Source organism: Terrabacter aeriphilus (assembly GCF_039542985.1).
In the GTDB taxonomy this organism is placed as follows: domain Bacteria; phylum Actinomycetota; class Actinomycetes; order Actinomycetales; family Dermatophilaceae; genus Terrabacter; species Terrabacter aeriphilus.
In genome coordinates, this window is the sequence record NZ_BAABIW010000006.1 from 564945 (window position 1) to 579071 (window position 14127).

Consider the following 14127-nt stretch of genomic DNA (forward strand, 5'->3'; position numbering starts at 1 on the left):
TCCCTCGCTGCTTCCTCGCACCGGATAGAGGTTTCGCATGTCCCAGGCCACAAAGACGTCGCCGGCAGGCCAGGCCACGACGAGGACCCCGCTCTGGGCGCTCGTCGTCAAGTGGTTGGCACTGGCCCTCTTCGTCGCAGCCGCGTTCTACCTCGCGACCCAACTGGCTGACCAGGGGTACGCCGTCTACATCGCCGTGCTCGCCTTCGTCGTCATGGCGGTGCTGGTGGTCTACTCGACCCGGCGGTTCGTCCCGGCCAAGTACCTCCTCCCGGGTCTCGTGCTCCTTCTCGGGCTGCAGGTCTGGCCCATCGTCATGACCGTGAGCACCGCGTTCACCAACGGTCAGACGATCACCAAGGAAGACACGATCGCGGCCATCAAGACCAACTCCGTGCAGGAGGTGCAGGGCGCGCCGCGCTACCGCCTCAGCATCGCGGTCCCGGCGGGCGGCGACGTCGCCACGGCTCCGCCGGTCTTCCTGCTGACGGCGCCGGACGGTGCCCTCAAGATCGGCGACAAGGACGGCCTCAAGGACCTCTCCCCGAACGGGGTGACGAAGTCCGACTCCGGGAAGATCACCGCAGCCCCGGGGTTCCAGATCCTGACCGCGCGACAGATCAACGCGCGCAAGGACCTCCAGACGTTCGCCGTGCCGACCTCCGACGGGGGCGGCATCAAGGCGAGCGGTCTCAGCGAGGCCTTCGAGGGCCGCGCCACCGTCAGCTACGACGCGGCCACCGACACGCTCACCGACTCCGCGACGGGCGAGGTCTACGTCGTGCGGGACGCGCGCTTCGTGCCGAAGGACGGCACGGGTCAGGCCTTCCCGCAGAAGTGGGCCGAGAACGTCGGCTTCAAGAACTTCCAGACGATCCTCACCGACCCGACGATCCGCTCGGGCTTCCTCAAGATCTTCGGGTGGAACCTTGCCTTCGCAGCCCTGTCCGTGGCGACGACCTTCATCCTCGGGATGCTGCTCGCCCTGCTGTTCAACGACGACCGGTTGCGGGGCAAGGGGATCTACCGCGCGCTGCTCGTGCTGCCCTACGCCATCCCGGGGTTCGTGACCTCGCTGCTGTGGAAGTCGATGTTCAACCAGGACTTCGGACTCGTCAACTCGTTGACCGGGCTCGACGTGGACTGGCTGGGCACCCCGTGGGGCGCCAAGGCCGCCATCCTCATCACGAACCTCTGGCTCGGGTTCCCGTACATGTTCCTCATCTGCACGGGCGCCCTGCAGTCGATCCCGTCCGACGTCCGCGAGGCCGCGAAGATCGACGGTGCGTCGCCGGCGCGCACCCTGCGGTCGATCATCATGCCGCTGCTCCTCGTCGCGGTGGGGCCGCTCCTCATCGCCTCCTTCGCCTTCAACTTCAACAACTTCGGCCTCATCTTCCTGCTGACCGGCGGTGGTCCCTTCGAGGCGGAGAACACGAGCATCGGGTCCAGCGACCTCCTGATCACGTATGCGTTCCGCCTGGCCTTCTCGGGCGTGACGCCCGACTACGGCCTCGCGGCCGCCGTGTCCATCTTCATCTTCGTCATCGTCGCGGTCATGAGCTACGCCGGCTTCCGGCGCACGCGGGCCCTCGAGGAGGTCAACTGATGTCCACCGAACCGATGTCGCTCCAGGCCCCGGCCTCCGTGGTCGTCACCGAGCAGAGCTCCCGGGTCGCTCGTCGGAGGGGGCCCTCAGGTGTTCAGGGCCGTGTCTGGTGGAAGCACGTGCTCGGCGTGGTCGCCCTGATGTGGGCGCTCTTCCCGATCGTCTTCCTCATCTCGGCCGCCCTCAACCCGGCGGGAACCCTCAGCTCGGCCGAGCTGCTGCCCAAGTCGGCGTCGCTCAACAACTTCCAGACCCTCTTCAACGACGAGTCGCGCCCGTTCGCCACGTGGTTCCGCAACTCGCTGGTCATCGCCTTCGTGGGCGCCTCCGGCCAGATCTTCATCGGTGCCTGCGCCGCCTACGCCTTCTCCCGCATGCGTTTCCGCGGGCGGCGCGGCGGTCTCCTCAGCCTGCTGCTGCTGCAGATGTTCCCGGCCCTGCTGACCTTCGTCGCGCTCTACCTCATGTTCGCGCGCATCGGTGACATCGTCCCGGCCTTCGGCCTCGACACGGTGCTCGGCCTGTCGCTCGTCTACCTCGGCGGCGCCATGGGCGCCAACGTCTGGCTCCTCAAGGGCTACTTCGACACGGTTCCGCGCGAGCTCGACGAGGCGGCCAAGGTCGACGGGGCCTCGCACGCCCGGATCTTCTTCACGATGATCCTGCGCCTGACCATGCCGATCCTCGTGACGACGTTCATGATCTCGTTCATCGGGCTCTTCAGCGAGTTCCTCCTGGCCTCGATCTTCCTGCGTGACGTGAACTCGCAGACCGTCGGCGTCGGCCTGTGGAGCATGAGCAAGGGCAACGAGGCCAACCGGCTCTTCGGCCAGTTCGCCGCCGGCGCGCTGCTCTGCTCCATCCCCGTCGTCGCCCTCTACCTGGCCGTCCAGAAGCAGATCGTCGGTGGGCTCACCACGGGGTCGGTGAAGTGAGCCCTGCCCCGACCCGCCAGCAGTCCTGGCTGACCCAGCCGCACCACGACGGGTCGGGGCGGTACGTCTCCAACCAGGCGCCACGCCTGGGCGACCGCGTCGACGTCCTCGTCCGGGTGCCCCTGGCGGCCGAGGTGGATGCCGTGCACGTGCGCACGGCGCCGGACGGCGAGGCCACCTTCGCGGTCGCCAGGCTCGTGCGCACCACGGCCACCGACGCGTGGTGGCGGGCGACGCTGACCTGCCACAACCCGGTCACGACCTACCGCTTCCTGCTCACGGGGGGGCCGACGAAGTACGCCTGGCTCAACGGCACCGGCGTGCACGAGCGCGATGTGCCCGACGCGAGCGACTTCCGCCTCGTCGCGCACGACGCCCCGCCGCCGGCGTGGGCGCAGGGCGCCGTCGTCTACCAGGTCTTCCCCGACCGCTTCGCGCGGTCGCGGGCGGCCGACCAGCGCGCCACGCCCGACTGGGCCATCCCGGCCGCGTGGAGCGACCCGGTCGACATCAGCCCCCAGGGGGTCGCGCACCAGCTCTACGGCGGCGACCTCGACGGCATCACTGAGCACCTCGACCACCTCGAGGCGCTCGGCGTCGACGTCGTCTACATGACGCCGTTCTTCCCCGCGCGCAGCAACCACCGCTACGACGCCTCCTCCTTCGAGCAGATCGACCCCATCCTCGGTGGCGCGCCGGCCCTGCGCCGGCTCACCGCGGCCGCGCACGCGCGTGGCATGAAGGTGATGGGCGACTTCACGACGAACCACACGGGCAACGCCCACGAGTGGTTCCTCACGGCCGCCGGCAAGGGCGGGCGCAACACGCCGGAACGCGACTACTACATCTGGGAGGACGGCACCTACGTCGCCTGGCTGGGCGTCCCGTCGCTCCCGAAGCTCAACCACCTCAACGCCGCCCTGCGCCGGCGCCTCTTCGAGGACCCGCAGGGCGTCGTCCGCAAGTGGCTCGGCCGCGCGGGCGGGCTCGACGGCTGGCGCGTCGACGTCGCGAACATGACCGGGCGCTGGCGCGACACCGACGTCAACCACGACGTCGCGCGCCAGATGCGCGACGTGATGGGCCGCGTGGCCCCCGACGCGCTGCTCGTGGGGGAGCACTTCCACGACTACACCACCGACGTGCCCGGCGACGGCTGGCACGGCGTCATGAACTACGCCGGCTTCTGCAAGCCCGCGTGGACGTGGCTGCGCCAGGAGCCCAAGGACCCCCGCTTCCTCGGGGCGCCGGTGCCGCTGCCCCTGCTGGAGGCCGGGGCGGTCGTCGAGACGATGCGCGACTTCACGTCGCGGATCGCCTGGCAGTCGCTCGTCCACTCCTTCAACCTCGTCGGGTCGCACGACGTGCCGCGCATCCGCACGCTCGTCGGCCCCGAGGCGGTCGAGGCTGCGGTCGGGCTGCTCATGACCTTCCCCTCGATGCCGATGGTCACCTACGGCGACGAGATCGGCATGGAGGGCACGTTCGGCGAGGACGGGCGCCGCCCGATGCCGTGGGACGAGAGCGACTGGGACACCACGACCCTCGAGACCTACCGCGGCCTCATCGCCGCCCGCCAGGGCTCGGTCGCGCTCCGGCAGGGCGGCCTGCGCTGGGTGCACGCCGAGGGCGACGCCATGGTCTTCCTCCGCGAGACGCACGACGAGGTGGCGCTCGTGCACGTGGCTCGCGCCGCGCACGAGCCGGTGGTCCTCGACGCGCGGCACCTCGCCGGCATCGAGGCGGGGCGGTCGGCATACGGACCCGCGCCGAAGGTCGGGAAGCGGGCTGTCACACTGAGCGCTGCCGCGCCGCTGGTGCGGATCTGGGCCTGGCGTCCGACCGACGGTGGGCCGAAGCACGTCCGACGGAGGGTGAGGTGACGTGAGGGCACGACTGCGCGACATCGCCGACCAGGCGAGCGTGTCCGAGGCGACCGTCTCCCGCGTGCTCAACGGCAAGCCGGGCGTGGCCGAGTCGACCCGCCAGGCGGTGCTGACGGCGCTCGACGTGCTCGGCTACGACCGCCCGAGCCGGCTGCGCCGCAAGAGCGCCGGGCTCGTCGGCCTCATCGTGCCCGAGCTGACGAACCCGATCTTCCCGGCCTTCGCGCAGACGATCGAGAACTCGCTCGCCCAGAGCGGCTACACGCCCGTGCTCTGCACGCAGGTCGCCGGGGGAGTGCACGAGGACGACTACGTGACGATGCTGCTCGAACGCGGCGTCGCCGGCATCATCTTCATCTCCGGCCTGCACGCCGACACGACGACCGACTCGGACCGCTACGTCGCCCTGCGCGAGCGCAACCTGCCGCTCGTGCTCGTCAACGGCTACATCGAGGGCGTCGACGCGCCGTTCATCAGCAACGACGACGTCGCCTCGATGGGGCTCGCCCTCGAGCACCTCGTGAGCCTCGGCCACCGCGAGATCGGCCTGGCCGTCGGCCCGGACCGCTACGTGCCCGTCATCCGCAAGATCGCCGGGTTCCGGCACTCCATGCAGGAGCTGACCGGTCGCCCCGACGTCGACGACCTCATCGAGCGCTCGCTCTTCAGCGTCGAGGGTGGGGCCTCGGCGGCCGGCCGACTCATCGACCGCGGTGCCACCGCCGTCGTCTGCGGCTCGGACCTGATGGCCCTGGGCGCGATCCGCGAGGCGCGCAAGCGCGGGCTCAACGTGCCGCGCGACTTCTCGGTCGTCGGCTACGACGACTCGACGCTCATCGCGTTCACCGACCCGCCCCTGACGACCGTGCGCCAGAGCGTCAACGCCATGAGCGCGGCGACGGTTCGGGCGCTGCTCGACGAGATCGCCGGGCAGCCCTCCCCGCGAGCGGAGTACGTCTTCCGCCCCGAGCTCGTCGTGCGCGGCTCGACCGGAGCCGTGCGCCGCCACTGAGGCGCTCCGATCCGAGGCCCGAGGCCGAGGCCCGAGGCCCTCGCGCCGCCGCGCCTCAGCCGGCCTCGTGCGCCCGGCGCAGCCGGAGGAGCTCGCGCAGGAACGCCGCGACGGCGGGCTCGTCGTCGACGCGGAAGCGCGCGGCGGTCGAGCCGGTGCCGACCTTGACGGTCACGTCCTCGGGGCGCCGCATCCGCATGAAGGCGTCCTCGTCGGTGACGTCGTCGCCGAGGTAGACCCGGGCGACGGCCCCGACGTGGCGGCCGAGCGCGGTGACGGCCGAGCCCTTGTCGGCGTGCGAGACCGAGAGCTCGAGCACCGACTTGCCCTTGAGCACCTTGACGCCGGCGTGGTCGAGGGCGACCCGGCGGGCGTCGGCGATCGCGGCGTCGCCCGTCTCGCGGGGGAGGCCGCGCACGTGGACGACGACCGCCGCGGCCTTGTGCTCGATGCCGGCCTCCGGGTGCGACTCCTTGACGAGCGCCTCGATGTCGGAGCGCAGCTCGGCCAGCAGCACCTCGTCGTCGGGCGTGATCGCCGCGGCCTCCATCGCCGCGCGCACGGCGGCGCTCGACGACTCGGCCCCGTGGCTGCCGATGAGCACGATCGGCTCGTCCTCGGCGATGCCGGTGAGCGTCCGCAGGGTCCCGAGGTCGCGGCCCGACACGACGGCGACGTGCACCCCGGGCAGGGCGGCGAGGCCCCGCAGCGTGTCGATCGCGCCGGGCTCCGCCGTCGCGCTCATCGGGTCGGCGTCGAAGGCCGCGAGCACGCCGTCGTAGTCGGTGGCGACGAGCAGCGGTGACGCGGCGGCCGTCTGCTCGAGCAGCCCAGCGGGCGGCGGCGTGGCGCTCATGCGCGCGCCGCGGCGTCGGTGGGGCCCGGCATGAGGGGCGTCTCCTCCGCGTGCGGGGTGGGACGGCCCCGCGGCTCGGGGGTCGGCTGCTCGGGCGCCGCCGCGAGGGCGGCGAGGTAGCGCGAGGCCCATCGCTGCACGTCGTGGTCCGCGACGCGGCGGCGCAGCGCGCGCATGATGCGCTGCTTGTCCTTCGCCGGCGTGTTGATGGCTCGCAGGATCGCCTGCTTGAGGCCCTCGATGTCGTGCGGGTTGCAGGCGAAGGCCTGGTGCAGCTCGTGCCAGGCGCCGGTGAACTCCGAGAGCACGAGGGCGCCGCCGAGGTCGTGGCGGCACGTCACGTACTCCTTCGCGACGAGGTTCATCCCGTCGCGCAGCGGGGTGACGAGCATGACGTCGGCGGCCTGGAAGAGTGCCGCCATCTCCTCGCGCGGGTAGGAGTGGTGCAGGTAGTGCACGGCGGGGGCGCCGATCCTGCCGAGGTCGCCGTTGATCCGGCCCACCGTCTGCTCGATCTCGCTGCGCAGCTGGCGGTAGGCGTCGACGCGCTCGCGGCTCGGCGTGGCGACCTGGACGAGGGTGACCTCGGGGGGTCCGATGCGGCGCTCCGAGAGCAGCTCCTCGTAGGCCTTGAGCCGGTGCCGGATGCCCTTGGTGTAGTCGAGCCGGTCGACGCCGAGCATGAGCACCTCGGGGTCGCCGAGGCTGGCCCGGATCTCACGGGCCCGCTCCCTGACGTCCGGGCGCTTCGCGAGCTCCTCGAGGCCCTGGAAGTCGACGGAGATCGGGATGGCGGCCGCGCGCACCTGCCGGCGCGAGCCCTCGACCGTGACGCGGTCGCGCTTCGTCGCGGCGCCGAGCAGCTGGCGGCAGGCCCGCACGAAGTTGCGGGCGTCGGCCTGCCGCTGGAAGCCGAGGAAGTCGGCGCCGAGCAGCCCCTCGAGCAGCTGCGCACGCCACGGCAGCTGCGCGAACAGCTCGACGGGCGGGAAGGGGATGTGGTCGAACCAGCCGATGCGCACGTCGGGCCGCAGCCGGCGCACGAGGGCCGGCACGAGCTGCAGCTGGTAGTCCTGCACCCACACGGTGGCGCCCTCGGCGGCCACCTCGGCCACGGCCTCGGCGAAGCGCTGGTTGACAGCCTGGTAGGCCGACCACCACTCGCGGTGGAACGTCGCCGGCACGATGACGTCGTGGTAGATCGGCCAGAGGGTGTCGTTCGAGAAGCCCTCGTAGTAGTCGCGCACCTCGTCGGCCGACAGCGGCACGGGGTGCAGGTGGATGCCGCCCTCGTCGAACGGCTCCGGCGCCTCGCCCGAGTCACCGGCCCAGCCGACCCACGCACCGGCCTGGTTGCGCATGACCGACTCCATGGCGGTCACGAGGCCGCCGGGGCTGCGTCGCCACTCGACCCCGCCGTCGTCGGCGACGACCTTGTCGACAGGCAGGCGGTTCGCGGCGATGACGAGGTCGTAGGTCGGACGTGCGGGCGGCACGCGATCAGCTCCTGGGTTCGAGGGGTCGGTGCTCGGGTCGTACCCATCCCGCGCGCACGGGACGCACGGGTCCGGCGCGACACCGTCGTGGCCACTCTAACGAGGGAACGGTGGCGCCCGGTGCGGTGGCGCCATAGGGTCGGAACAGGGCACCGCGCGGGCCCCTCGAGGCAGCCCTCGAGTCGCCGGACGGTCGCCCCGAGGTCCCAGCGCCGAGGTGAAGGAGTCGCCGTGAAGGTTTCGGACGTGCTGCGCCACAAGGGCAGCGAGGTCATCACCATCAAGCCGGACGAGACCGTGGCCGGGCTGCTCGCCCTGCTCGCCGAGCACCGCATCGGTGCGGTCGTGGTCAGCGCCGACGGCACGGGCGTCGACGGGATCGTCAGCGAGCGCGACGTCGTCGTGCACCTCCACGGCAGCGGCACGGCGGTGCTCGACGGCCCGGTGAGCGCCATCATGACGGGGGAGGTGTCGACGGGCACCGCCTCGGACGACGTGGCCGACCTCGCCGCCACGATGACCGAGCAGCGCGTGCGCCACGTGCCGATCGTCGACGCCGAGGGCCGCCTCACGGCGATCGTCAGCATCGGCGACATCGTCAAGCACCGGCTCGACGAGCTGCAGTCCGAACGCGACCAGCTGCGCGACTACATCTCGAGCTGAGCCACCGGCACGCGCGGGCGTGCTGGGGTGCTCGGGCACCGGGCCCGTCGCATACCGTAGAGGCATGACGGCGTACGAGCGGACCGAGCGGGTGGCGAGCCCGCGGTCCGCGCGCACGACCTCGCTCGAGCCGGGCGACCGCTCGGGTGAGGGGACGGGCGAGAGGGGTCGGCGCGTCACGGGCGAGCGGCTCGGGCCCTACCGCCTCATCGAGGAGATCGGCGAGGGCGGCATGGGCGTCGTGCACCTCGCGCTCGACCCGCGCGGGCGCGCGGTCGCCGTCAAGGTGCTGCGCACGCACGTCGCGCACGACGTCGACGCCCGCCAGCGCCTGGCGCGCGAGGTCGACACCCTCTCGCGCATCCGTGACGCGCGCGTGGCTAGCGTCGTCGACGCCGACGTCATGGGGCCGCGCCCCTACGTCGTCACCCGCTACGTGCCGGGGCCCGCGCTCGACGAGGTCGTCGAGGACCACGGGCCGATGGAGCCGGCCGACCTGCTGCGCCTCGCGCGCGGCAGCGCCGAGGCGATCCGGGCCATCCACGCCTGCGGCGTCGTGCACCGCGACATCAAGCCCGGCAACGTGCTGCTCGAGGACGGCGACCCCGTCCTCATCGACTTCGGCATCGCCCACCTGCAGGACGACGTGCGCCACACCGTCGGCGGCCTCGTCATGGGCACGCCCGGCTACCTCTCCCCGGAGCTCGTGGAGGGTGCCGCCATCACCGACGCCACCGACTGGTGGGGCTGGGCCGCCACGATCACGTATGCCGCGTCGGGCCGTCCGCCCTTCGGGCGCGGTCGCATGGACGCCGTCCTCGCCCGCGTGCGGGCCGGGGAGGTCGACCTCGAGGGGGTCGACCCGCGCCTCGTGCCCCTCCTGCGGGCCTCGCTCTCGCCGGACCCCCGCCGGCGCCCGCACGCCGACGAGGTCATCGACGCCCTGGAGCTCTACGCGGCCGGGCGGGCCGCGACGGTGCCCACCCCGAGCGGCGGGCCGTGGGACGACGGGCGCCTCACCGAGGCCTCGCCCGGCGACACGCAGGTCGTGCAGGGCGGCAGCACCGCCGTGCTGCCCCCGGTGCCCGCCGACATGCCGCGGACGACGTCGCGGGCGGACGACGCCGACGCCGACGCGTCGCGGTGGGCCCCGCCCGTGGGACGGGGGCGGGGCACCTCACGGCAGGAGCCGGCATACGAAACCCGTGACGATCACGGTGACGAGGGCCACGACGACTGGGACGGGTCCGACGGCGAGTGGCAGGGCGAGGAGCCGGCAGGGCGCGAGGGCGACCCCCGGATCGGGCTGCCGATGCGCACCGGGCTGCTCGCGGCCGTCGCGGTGGCGTGGGTGGGCGCGCTGATGGCCTGGCCGGGTGCCGCGATCGTCGCCGTGACCGTGCTCTCGGCGTTCGCGCGGGCGACCGACCGGTCGGTGACCGCGCTCGTGCTGCGGCGCTACGACTACGGGCGGCGGCGCAGCGACGTGCCGTTCGCGGTGGTGTCGAGTCCGTGGCACTTCGTGCTCGGGGTCGTCGCGACCGTCGTCGGCCTCGTGCTGCCCGCGGCCGTGGCGCTCGCCGGCATCTTCGCGACGGCGCTGCTGCTGACGGGCACGCAGGGGGGCGACCTCGGCCCGGGCACGCCGCTCACGCTCGGGGTCGGCGGCGCGCTCGGCCTGCTCATGCTCTGGTGGGGTCCCGGCGGGGCCTCGCTGCGGCGCGGCTCGCGCTCCATCGCCCGCGCCATCGTGCCGACCGGCCTCGCCACGCAGGTCGTGGCCGCGGTGCTCGCGGTCTTCGGCGCGGTGGCCGCGCTGCTCGCGCTGAAGGAGGGTGCGAGCCTCAGCTGGCTGCCCTTCAGCAGCAGCCCGTTCGGCTTCTGAGGCACCCCGCCCCACCTCTGTCACGAGCGTGCCGCCCGTGCGTGCGCTGTGGGCGGTCTGTGCACCTGCCATCCGGAGGTGAAGGGAACGTCAAGGAACGATCACGAAAGTGTCTCGGCGCGCCTTGTCAGGGAGCCCGTTCCTCACGTACCGTCAGTGCTCGCGTCCGGCTCCACCCGAGCGCTCCCACAACTTCACATGGACACCCACATCAATCCGTTCCCTGTGTGCGCCGAGCCTCGCCAGCCAGGGATGCAGCCCACGACCGTGGGCCGGGCGAGGACGGGGGACCCAGTGTGACCAGTCAGAGCCGGTGCCGAGGCACCCGTCGAAGAGGACGAGAGCTGGTCTAGGGGTGAAGCCGCGAGAGCGGCGGGGCAACCTGACGTCCCAACCCGACAGCTAACCCCGCAGGCGCGCGTCAGGAAGGAACACCCCTATGCAGTACATGTCCAAGCATGCTGCCGCCAAGCAGGTCTCGGTGAAGCAGCGCATCGCGGGAGTCGGAATCGCCGGCGCCGCCACCCTCGTCGGTGGCATCGCCACCGCCGGGTCGGCCAAGGCCGCCTCGGTCTGGGACCGCGTCGCCGCCTGCGAGTCGAGCGGCAACTGGCACATCAACACCGGCAACGGCTACTACGGCGGTCTGCAGTTCGTGCAGAGCACCTGGGTCGGCTACGGCGGCCGCGCGTACGCCTCGCGTGCCGACCTCGCCACCCGCGCCGAGCAGATCGCGGTCGCCCAGCGCGTGCTCGCCTCCCAGGGCCCCGGCGCCTGGCCCGTCTGCTCGCAGCGCGCCGGCTTGACCCGCTCGAACGGTGGCGCGACCAGCTCGCCCGTGTCGCGCTCGACCGTGCGCAAGCCCGTGGCGACGAAGAAGAAGGTCGTCAAGAAGAAGGTCGTCAAGAAGAAGACCTACGCCGCCAAGCCCAAGGCGACCAACACCTACACCGGCAAGGGCGCCAAGGTGACGGTCCACCGTGGCGACACGCTCGGCAAGATCGCCGCGAGCCACCACGTCCGGGGCGGCTGGAAGGCCCTCTGGAAGGCCAACTCCGCTCGGGTGCCGAACCCGAACCTCATCTTCGTCGGTCAGGTCCTGCGCCTGCCGTGAGTTCCTGATAGAACTGAGCCCGACGGCCCCGCGCGACCAACCCCTGGGTTGCGCGGGGCCGTCGTCCGTCCGGCGCAGGGCGTGGGCCTGACGGCCTTTTCCCGTATGCCGGCCCCCTCCGTTACGCTTTCGCCCGTCCGCGGTCGCGTGCCGGGGACCCGCTGGCGTGGCGCAATTGGTAGCGCACCTGTCTTGTAAACAGGCGGTTAGGGGTTCGAGTCCCCTCGCCAGCTCCATCTCTGCCCGCTCGCGGTCGACCAGTGGCCACGCACCGCCGTTGCCGGCTACCTTGCGGCGGACTGGGCCGACAAGCGGCTCTGGGCGCCCAGATCCTCGACGGTGTGAGGGATGAGGCCGGTACCCGGTGCCTTGAAGTGCAGGATGCGACCCTGATCCGGTTCGAGCTGCAGGAACGGTCCGCGACTGATGGCGTGGACGCTGGCCAACGGCAGGGCGCGGTCGCAGCGCACGATCGACTTGACGCGCTTGTCCCATCCGTTGCCGCATGACACGACGTCCTCCCGCGCCCACCTGATCGTGTGCTGGTCGAGGTATCCGCCCCTGGCCGGCCGGGAGCGTGATGACCTCGTCGACGTCGAGGAGCGACAGCCACCCGTCACGCTTCGCGTAGCGGTCGAGCACCTCCGGGAGGTGCCGCTACTGGCGCCAGGAGAGGGCGTCGCACGTGGGCATGCCGGAAGCCTCGACCTCAGCGGCGTGCTCCTCCATCCAGCGGGCGTCGAGCTGGGCACGTTGGTCGGCGGGAACCCCGTCGTAGTAGTCGCCGACCGGGCCGCGAGTCTCCACCGTGATCGTCGCCGGCACGTCCAGCTCACGCAACACGCGCTCGCTCTCGTCGGGCGGGTTGTCGAGCACGACATGGAACTCGTCGAAGCCGAGTTGGCAGTGGCAACCGACCCATTCGGCGAGGCGGCGCTCGTCGCCGCGGGACATGGTCACGATGGTGAAGGACAGGCGCGCGAGCCTCGCCGGATCCATCGCGCGGGTAGCCGCCCCCGTGACGGCCGCATCGCTGCCGTGGCGACGGGGCGCCTATGACCCCGACCCATGGCGTTGCAGATGGTGCTGCGCCGGGTGGGGTGATCACCCCATCCGGCGCAGCACCATCTGCAGGTTCATCGGCAGCGTGCCAACTCGGCACGCGCCTGATCCGCTCCGCTCAGGGCTTGAGCACGACCTTGAGGCAGCCGTCCTGCTTCTGCTGGAAGACCTTGTAGAGCTCCGGCGCCTCCTCGAGCGAGGCGTGGTGCGTGGCGAGCCCGTCGAGGCCGAGCACGTCGTCGTCGGCGCTGACGATGTCGAGCAGCTCGTCGCTCCAGCGCCGCACGTGGCACTGGCCCATCCGCACCGTCAGGCCCTTGTCGAACAGCTCCATCATCGGCATCGGGTCGGCCATGCCGCCGTAGACGCCGCTGACCGACACGGTGCCACCGCGGCGGACCGCCGCGATGGCGGTGTGCAGGGCCGCGAGGCGGTCGATGCCGAAGCGCTCGATGGCGCCCTTGGCGATCGGCTTCGGCAGACGGCTCGCTGCCCCGATCACCTTCTCCGACACCGGGTTCCCGTGCGCCTCCATGCCGACGGCGTCGATGACGGCATCCGCACCGCGGCCGTCGGTGAGGTCGATGAGTGCCTGGGCGACGTCGGTCGAGCGGGCGTCGACGACCTCGGCGCCGTGGGCGCGGGCGAGCTCGAGACGCTCGGTCACGAGGTCGACGCCGATGACGCGACCGACGCCGCGGTGCAGCGCCGAGCGCACGGCGAGCTGGCCGACCGGGCCGAGCCCGAGCACGGCGAGGGTGTCGTCGGCGCCCACGTCGGCGTAGTCCACGGCCTGCCACGCAGTGGGCAGGATGTCGGAGAGGTAGAGGTAGCGCTCGTCGGGCAGGTCGCGGCCCACGACGATGGGGCCGAAGTCGGCGTGCGGCACGCGCACCAGCTCGGCCTGCCCACCGGGCACCGCGCCGTAGAGGCTCGTGTAGCCGAAGAGACTCGCGCCCTTGCCCTGGGCCGAGTTCTGCGTCGTCTCGCACTGGGCGAAGAGGCCGCGCTCGCACATCCAGCAGCGGCCGCACGAGATGTTGAACGGCACGACGACCCGGTCGCCGACGGCGAGCGTCGCCACCCCCGGGCCGACGGCCTCGACGATGCCCATGAACTCGTGTCCGAGCACGTCACCGGGCGTGAGGTAGGGCGCGAGCACCCGGTAGAGGTGCAGGTCCGAGCCGCAGATGGCCGTCGACGTCACGCGGACGATCGCGTCGGTCGGGTTGACGATGACGGGGTCGGGCACGTCGGTGACGCGGACGTCCTCGATGCCGTGCCAGGTGAGAGCTCTCATGTGGGCACACCTACCCGCGCCCTCCCCGAGGAAAACCCAAGGCTGGACAAGGCGGTTCGCCGCCGCCGGTGCGCGAGCCGGGTCAGCGATCGCTTTCCCGGGCGTGGCTGCCGTCGGAGAGCACGGGGGAGAGGAGCCCGAAGACGTCGCCGTCTGGATCGAGCAGGTAGCCGAGCCGTCCGACGCCTGCATGTCCGAGAGCCGCAGGGCCTCGGTCGCGCCGAGCTCGAGGCCCTTGCGCTAGATGTACTCGGTCATGACGTTGGTGACAGACGGCTGACGGGTGGGAGTCCCTTCAGGGCGGTGTGG

11 protein-coding genes, 1 tRNA gene and 1 riboswitch are annotated in these 14127 nt (G+C 71.9%); of the genes, 8 read left to right on the plus strand and 4 right to left on the minus strand.

The window, feature by feature from the left end:
• Window positions 1–37 precede the first annotated feature (37 nt).
• From ABD979_RS04925 to ABD979_RS04940, 4 genes are read left to right on the plus strand one after another with little or no spacing between them, the layout of a single operon-like run.
• Window positions 38–1609, plus strand: coding sequence for an ABC transporter permease subunit (locus ABD979_RS04925; protein WP_345506322.1), 1572 nt, complete (start codon window positions 38–40; stop codon window positions 1607–1609).
• On the plus strand, window positions 1609–2544 hold the full coding sequence (locus ABD979_RS04930; RefSeq protein WP_345506323.1) for a sugar ABC transporter permease: 936 nt from the start codon (window positions 1609–1611) through the stop codon (window positions 2542–2544). Before ABD979_RS04925 ends, ABD979_RS04930 begins: the two co-directional genes overlap by 1 nt.
• Window positions 2541–4427 carry a glycoside hydrolase family 13 protein gene (locus tag ABD979_RS04935; protein ID WP_345506324.1) on the plus strand — a complete coding sequence of 629 codons (1887 nt, stop codon included), beginning with the start codon at window positions 2541–2543 and terminating at the stop codon, window positions 4425–4427. Before ABD979_RS04930 ends, ABD979_RS04935 begins: the two co-directional genes overlap by 4 nt.
• A gap of 1 nt (window position 4428) precedes the next feature.
• A complete protein-coding gene (locus tag ABD979_RS04940; protein WP_345506325.1) occupies window positions 4429–5442 on the plus strand; it encodes a LacI family DNA-binding transcriptional regulator in 1014 nt (337 codons plus the stop codon).
• 55 nt (window positions 5443–5497) lie between these two features.
• On the opposite strand, the gene otsB is transcribed toward ABD979_RS04940, so the two are convergent.
• Together otsB and ABD979_RS04950 are read right to left on the minus strand one after the other, a co-directional pair.
• Window positions 5498–6298: a trehalose-phosphatase gene (otsB, locus tag ABD979_RS04945; RefSeq protein WP_345506326.1), complete on the minus strand. Its 801-nt coding sequence runs from the start codon at window positions 6296–6298 to the stop codon at window positions 5498–5500.
• A complete protein-coding gene (locus ABD979_RS04950; protein ID WP_345506327.1) occupies window positions 6295–7794 on the minus strand; it encodes an alpha,alpha-trehalose-phosphate synthase (UDP-forming) in 1500 nt (499 codons plus the stop codon). Before ABD979_RS04950 ends, otsB begins: the two co-directional genes overlap by 4 nt.
• Window positions 7795–8025: 231 nt before the next feature.
• On the opposite strand from ABD979_RS04950, the gene ABD979_RS04955 reads away from it, so the two are divergent.
• From ABD979_RS04955 to ABD979_RS04970, 4 genes are all read left to right on the plus strand, one after another.
• On the plus strand, window positions 8026–8457 hold the full coding sequence (locus ABD979_RS04955; RefSeq protein ID WP_345506328.1) for a CBS domain-containing protein: 432 nt from the start codon (window positions 8026–8028) through the stop codon (window positions 8455–8457).
• A 64-nt stretch (window positions 8458–8521) separates the two neighbouring features.
• On the plus strand, window positions 8522–10342 hold the full coding sequence (locus tag ABD979_RS04960) for a serine/threonine-protein kinase (RefSeq protein ID WP_345506329.1): 1821 nt from the start codon (window positions 8522–8524) through the stop codon (window positions 10340–10342).
• Between the two features lie 283 nt (window positions 10343–10625).
• Window positions 10626–10753: riboswitch (cyclic di-AMP (ydaO/yuaA leader) on the plus strand.
• Window positions 10754–10781: 28 nt separating this feature from the next.
• On the plus strand, window positions 10782–11456 hold the full coding sequence (locus ABD979_RS04965) for a transglycosylase family protein (protein ID WP_345506330.1): 675 nt from the start codon (window positions 10782–10784) through the stop codon (window positions 11454–11456).
• A 160-nt stretch (window positions 11457–11616) separates the two neighbouring features.
• Window positions 11617–11692: transfer RNA gene (locus ABD979_RS04970), tRNA-Thr, on the plus strand.
• 421 nt (window positions 11693–12113) lie between these two features.
• Here the strand turns inward: ABD979_RS04970 and ABD979_RS04975 are convergent.
• Window positions 12114–12410: a glycosyltransferase family 2 protein gene (locus ABD979_RS04975; protein ID WP_345506331.1), complete on the minus strand. Its 297-nt coding sequence runs from the start codon at window positions 12408–12410 to the stop codon at window positions 12114–12116.
• A gap of 226 nt (window positions 12411–12636) precedes the next feature.
• Complete coding sequence (locus ABD979_RS04980) at window positions 12637–13818, minus strand: zinc-dependent alcohol dehydrogenase (RefSeq protein ID WP_345506332.1); 1182 nt, start codon at window positions 13816–13818, stop codon at window positions 12637–12639.
• Window positions 13819–14127 lie beyond the last annotated feature (309 nt).

Bases quoted from the DNA above. Each gene is read 5' to 3' on its own strand.
- ABD979_RS04930 (WP_345506323.1), top strand. From the start codon at position 1,609: ATGTCCACCGAACCGATGTCGCTCCAGGCCCCGGCCTCCGTGGTCGTC.
- otsB (WP_345506326.1), bottom strand. From the start codon at position 6,298: ATGAGCGCCACGCCGCCGCCCGCTGGGCTGCTCGAGCAGACGGCCGCC.
- ABD979_RS04965 (WP_345506330.1), top strand. From the start codon at position 10,782: ATGCAGTACATGTCCAAGCATGCTGCCGCCAAGCAGGTCTCGGTGAAG.
- ABD979_RS04975 (WP_345506331.1), bottom strand. From the start codon at position 12,410: ATGTCCCGCGGCGACGAGCGCCGCCTCGCCGAATGGGTCGGTTGCCAC.
- ABD979_RS04925 (WP_345506322.1), top strand. From the start codon at position 38: ATGTCCCAGGCCACAAAGACGTCGCCGGCAGGCCAGGCCACGACGAGG.
- ABD979_RS04960 (WP_345506329.1), top strand. From the start codon at position 8,522: ATGACGGCGTACGAGCGGACCGAGCGGGTGGCGAGCCCGCGGTCCGCG.
- ABD979_RS04980 (WP_345506332.1), bottom strand. From the start codon at position 13,818: ATGAGAGCTCTCACCTGGCACGGCATCGAGGACGTCCGCGTCACCGAC.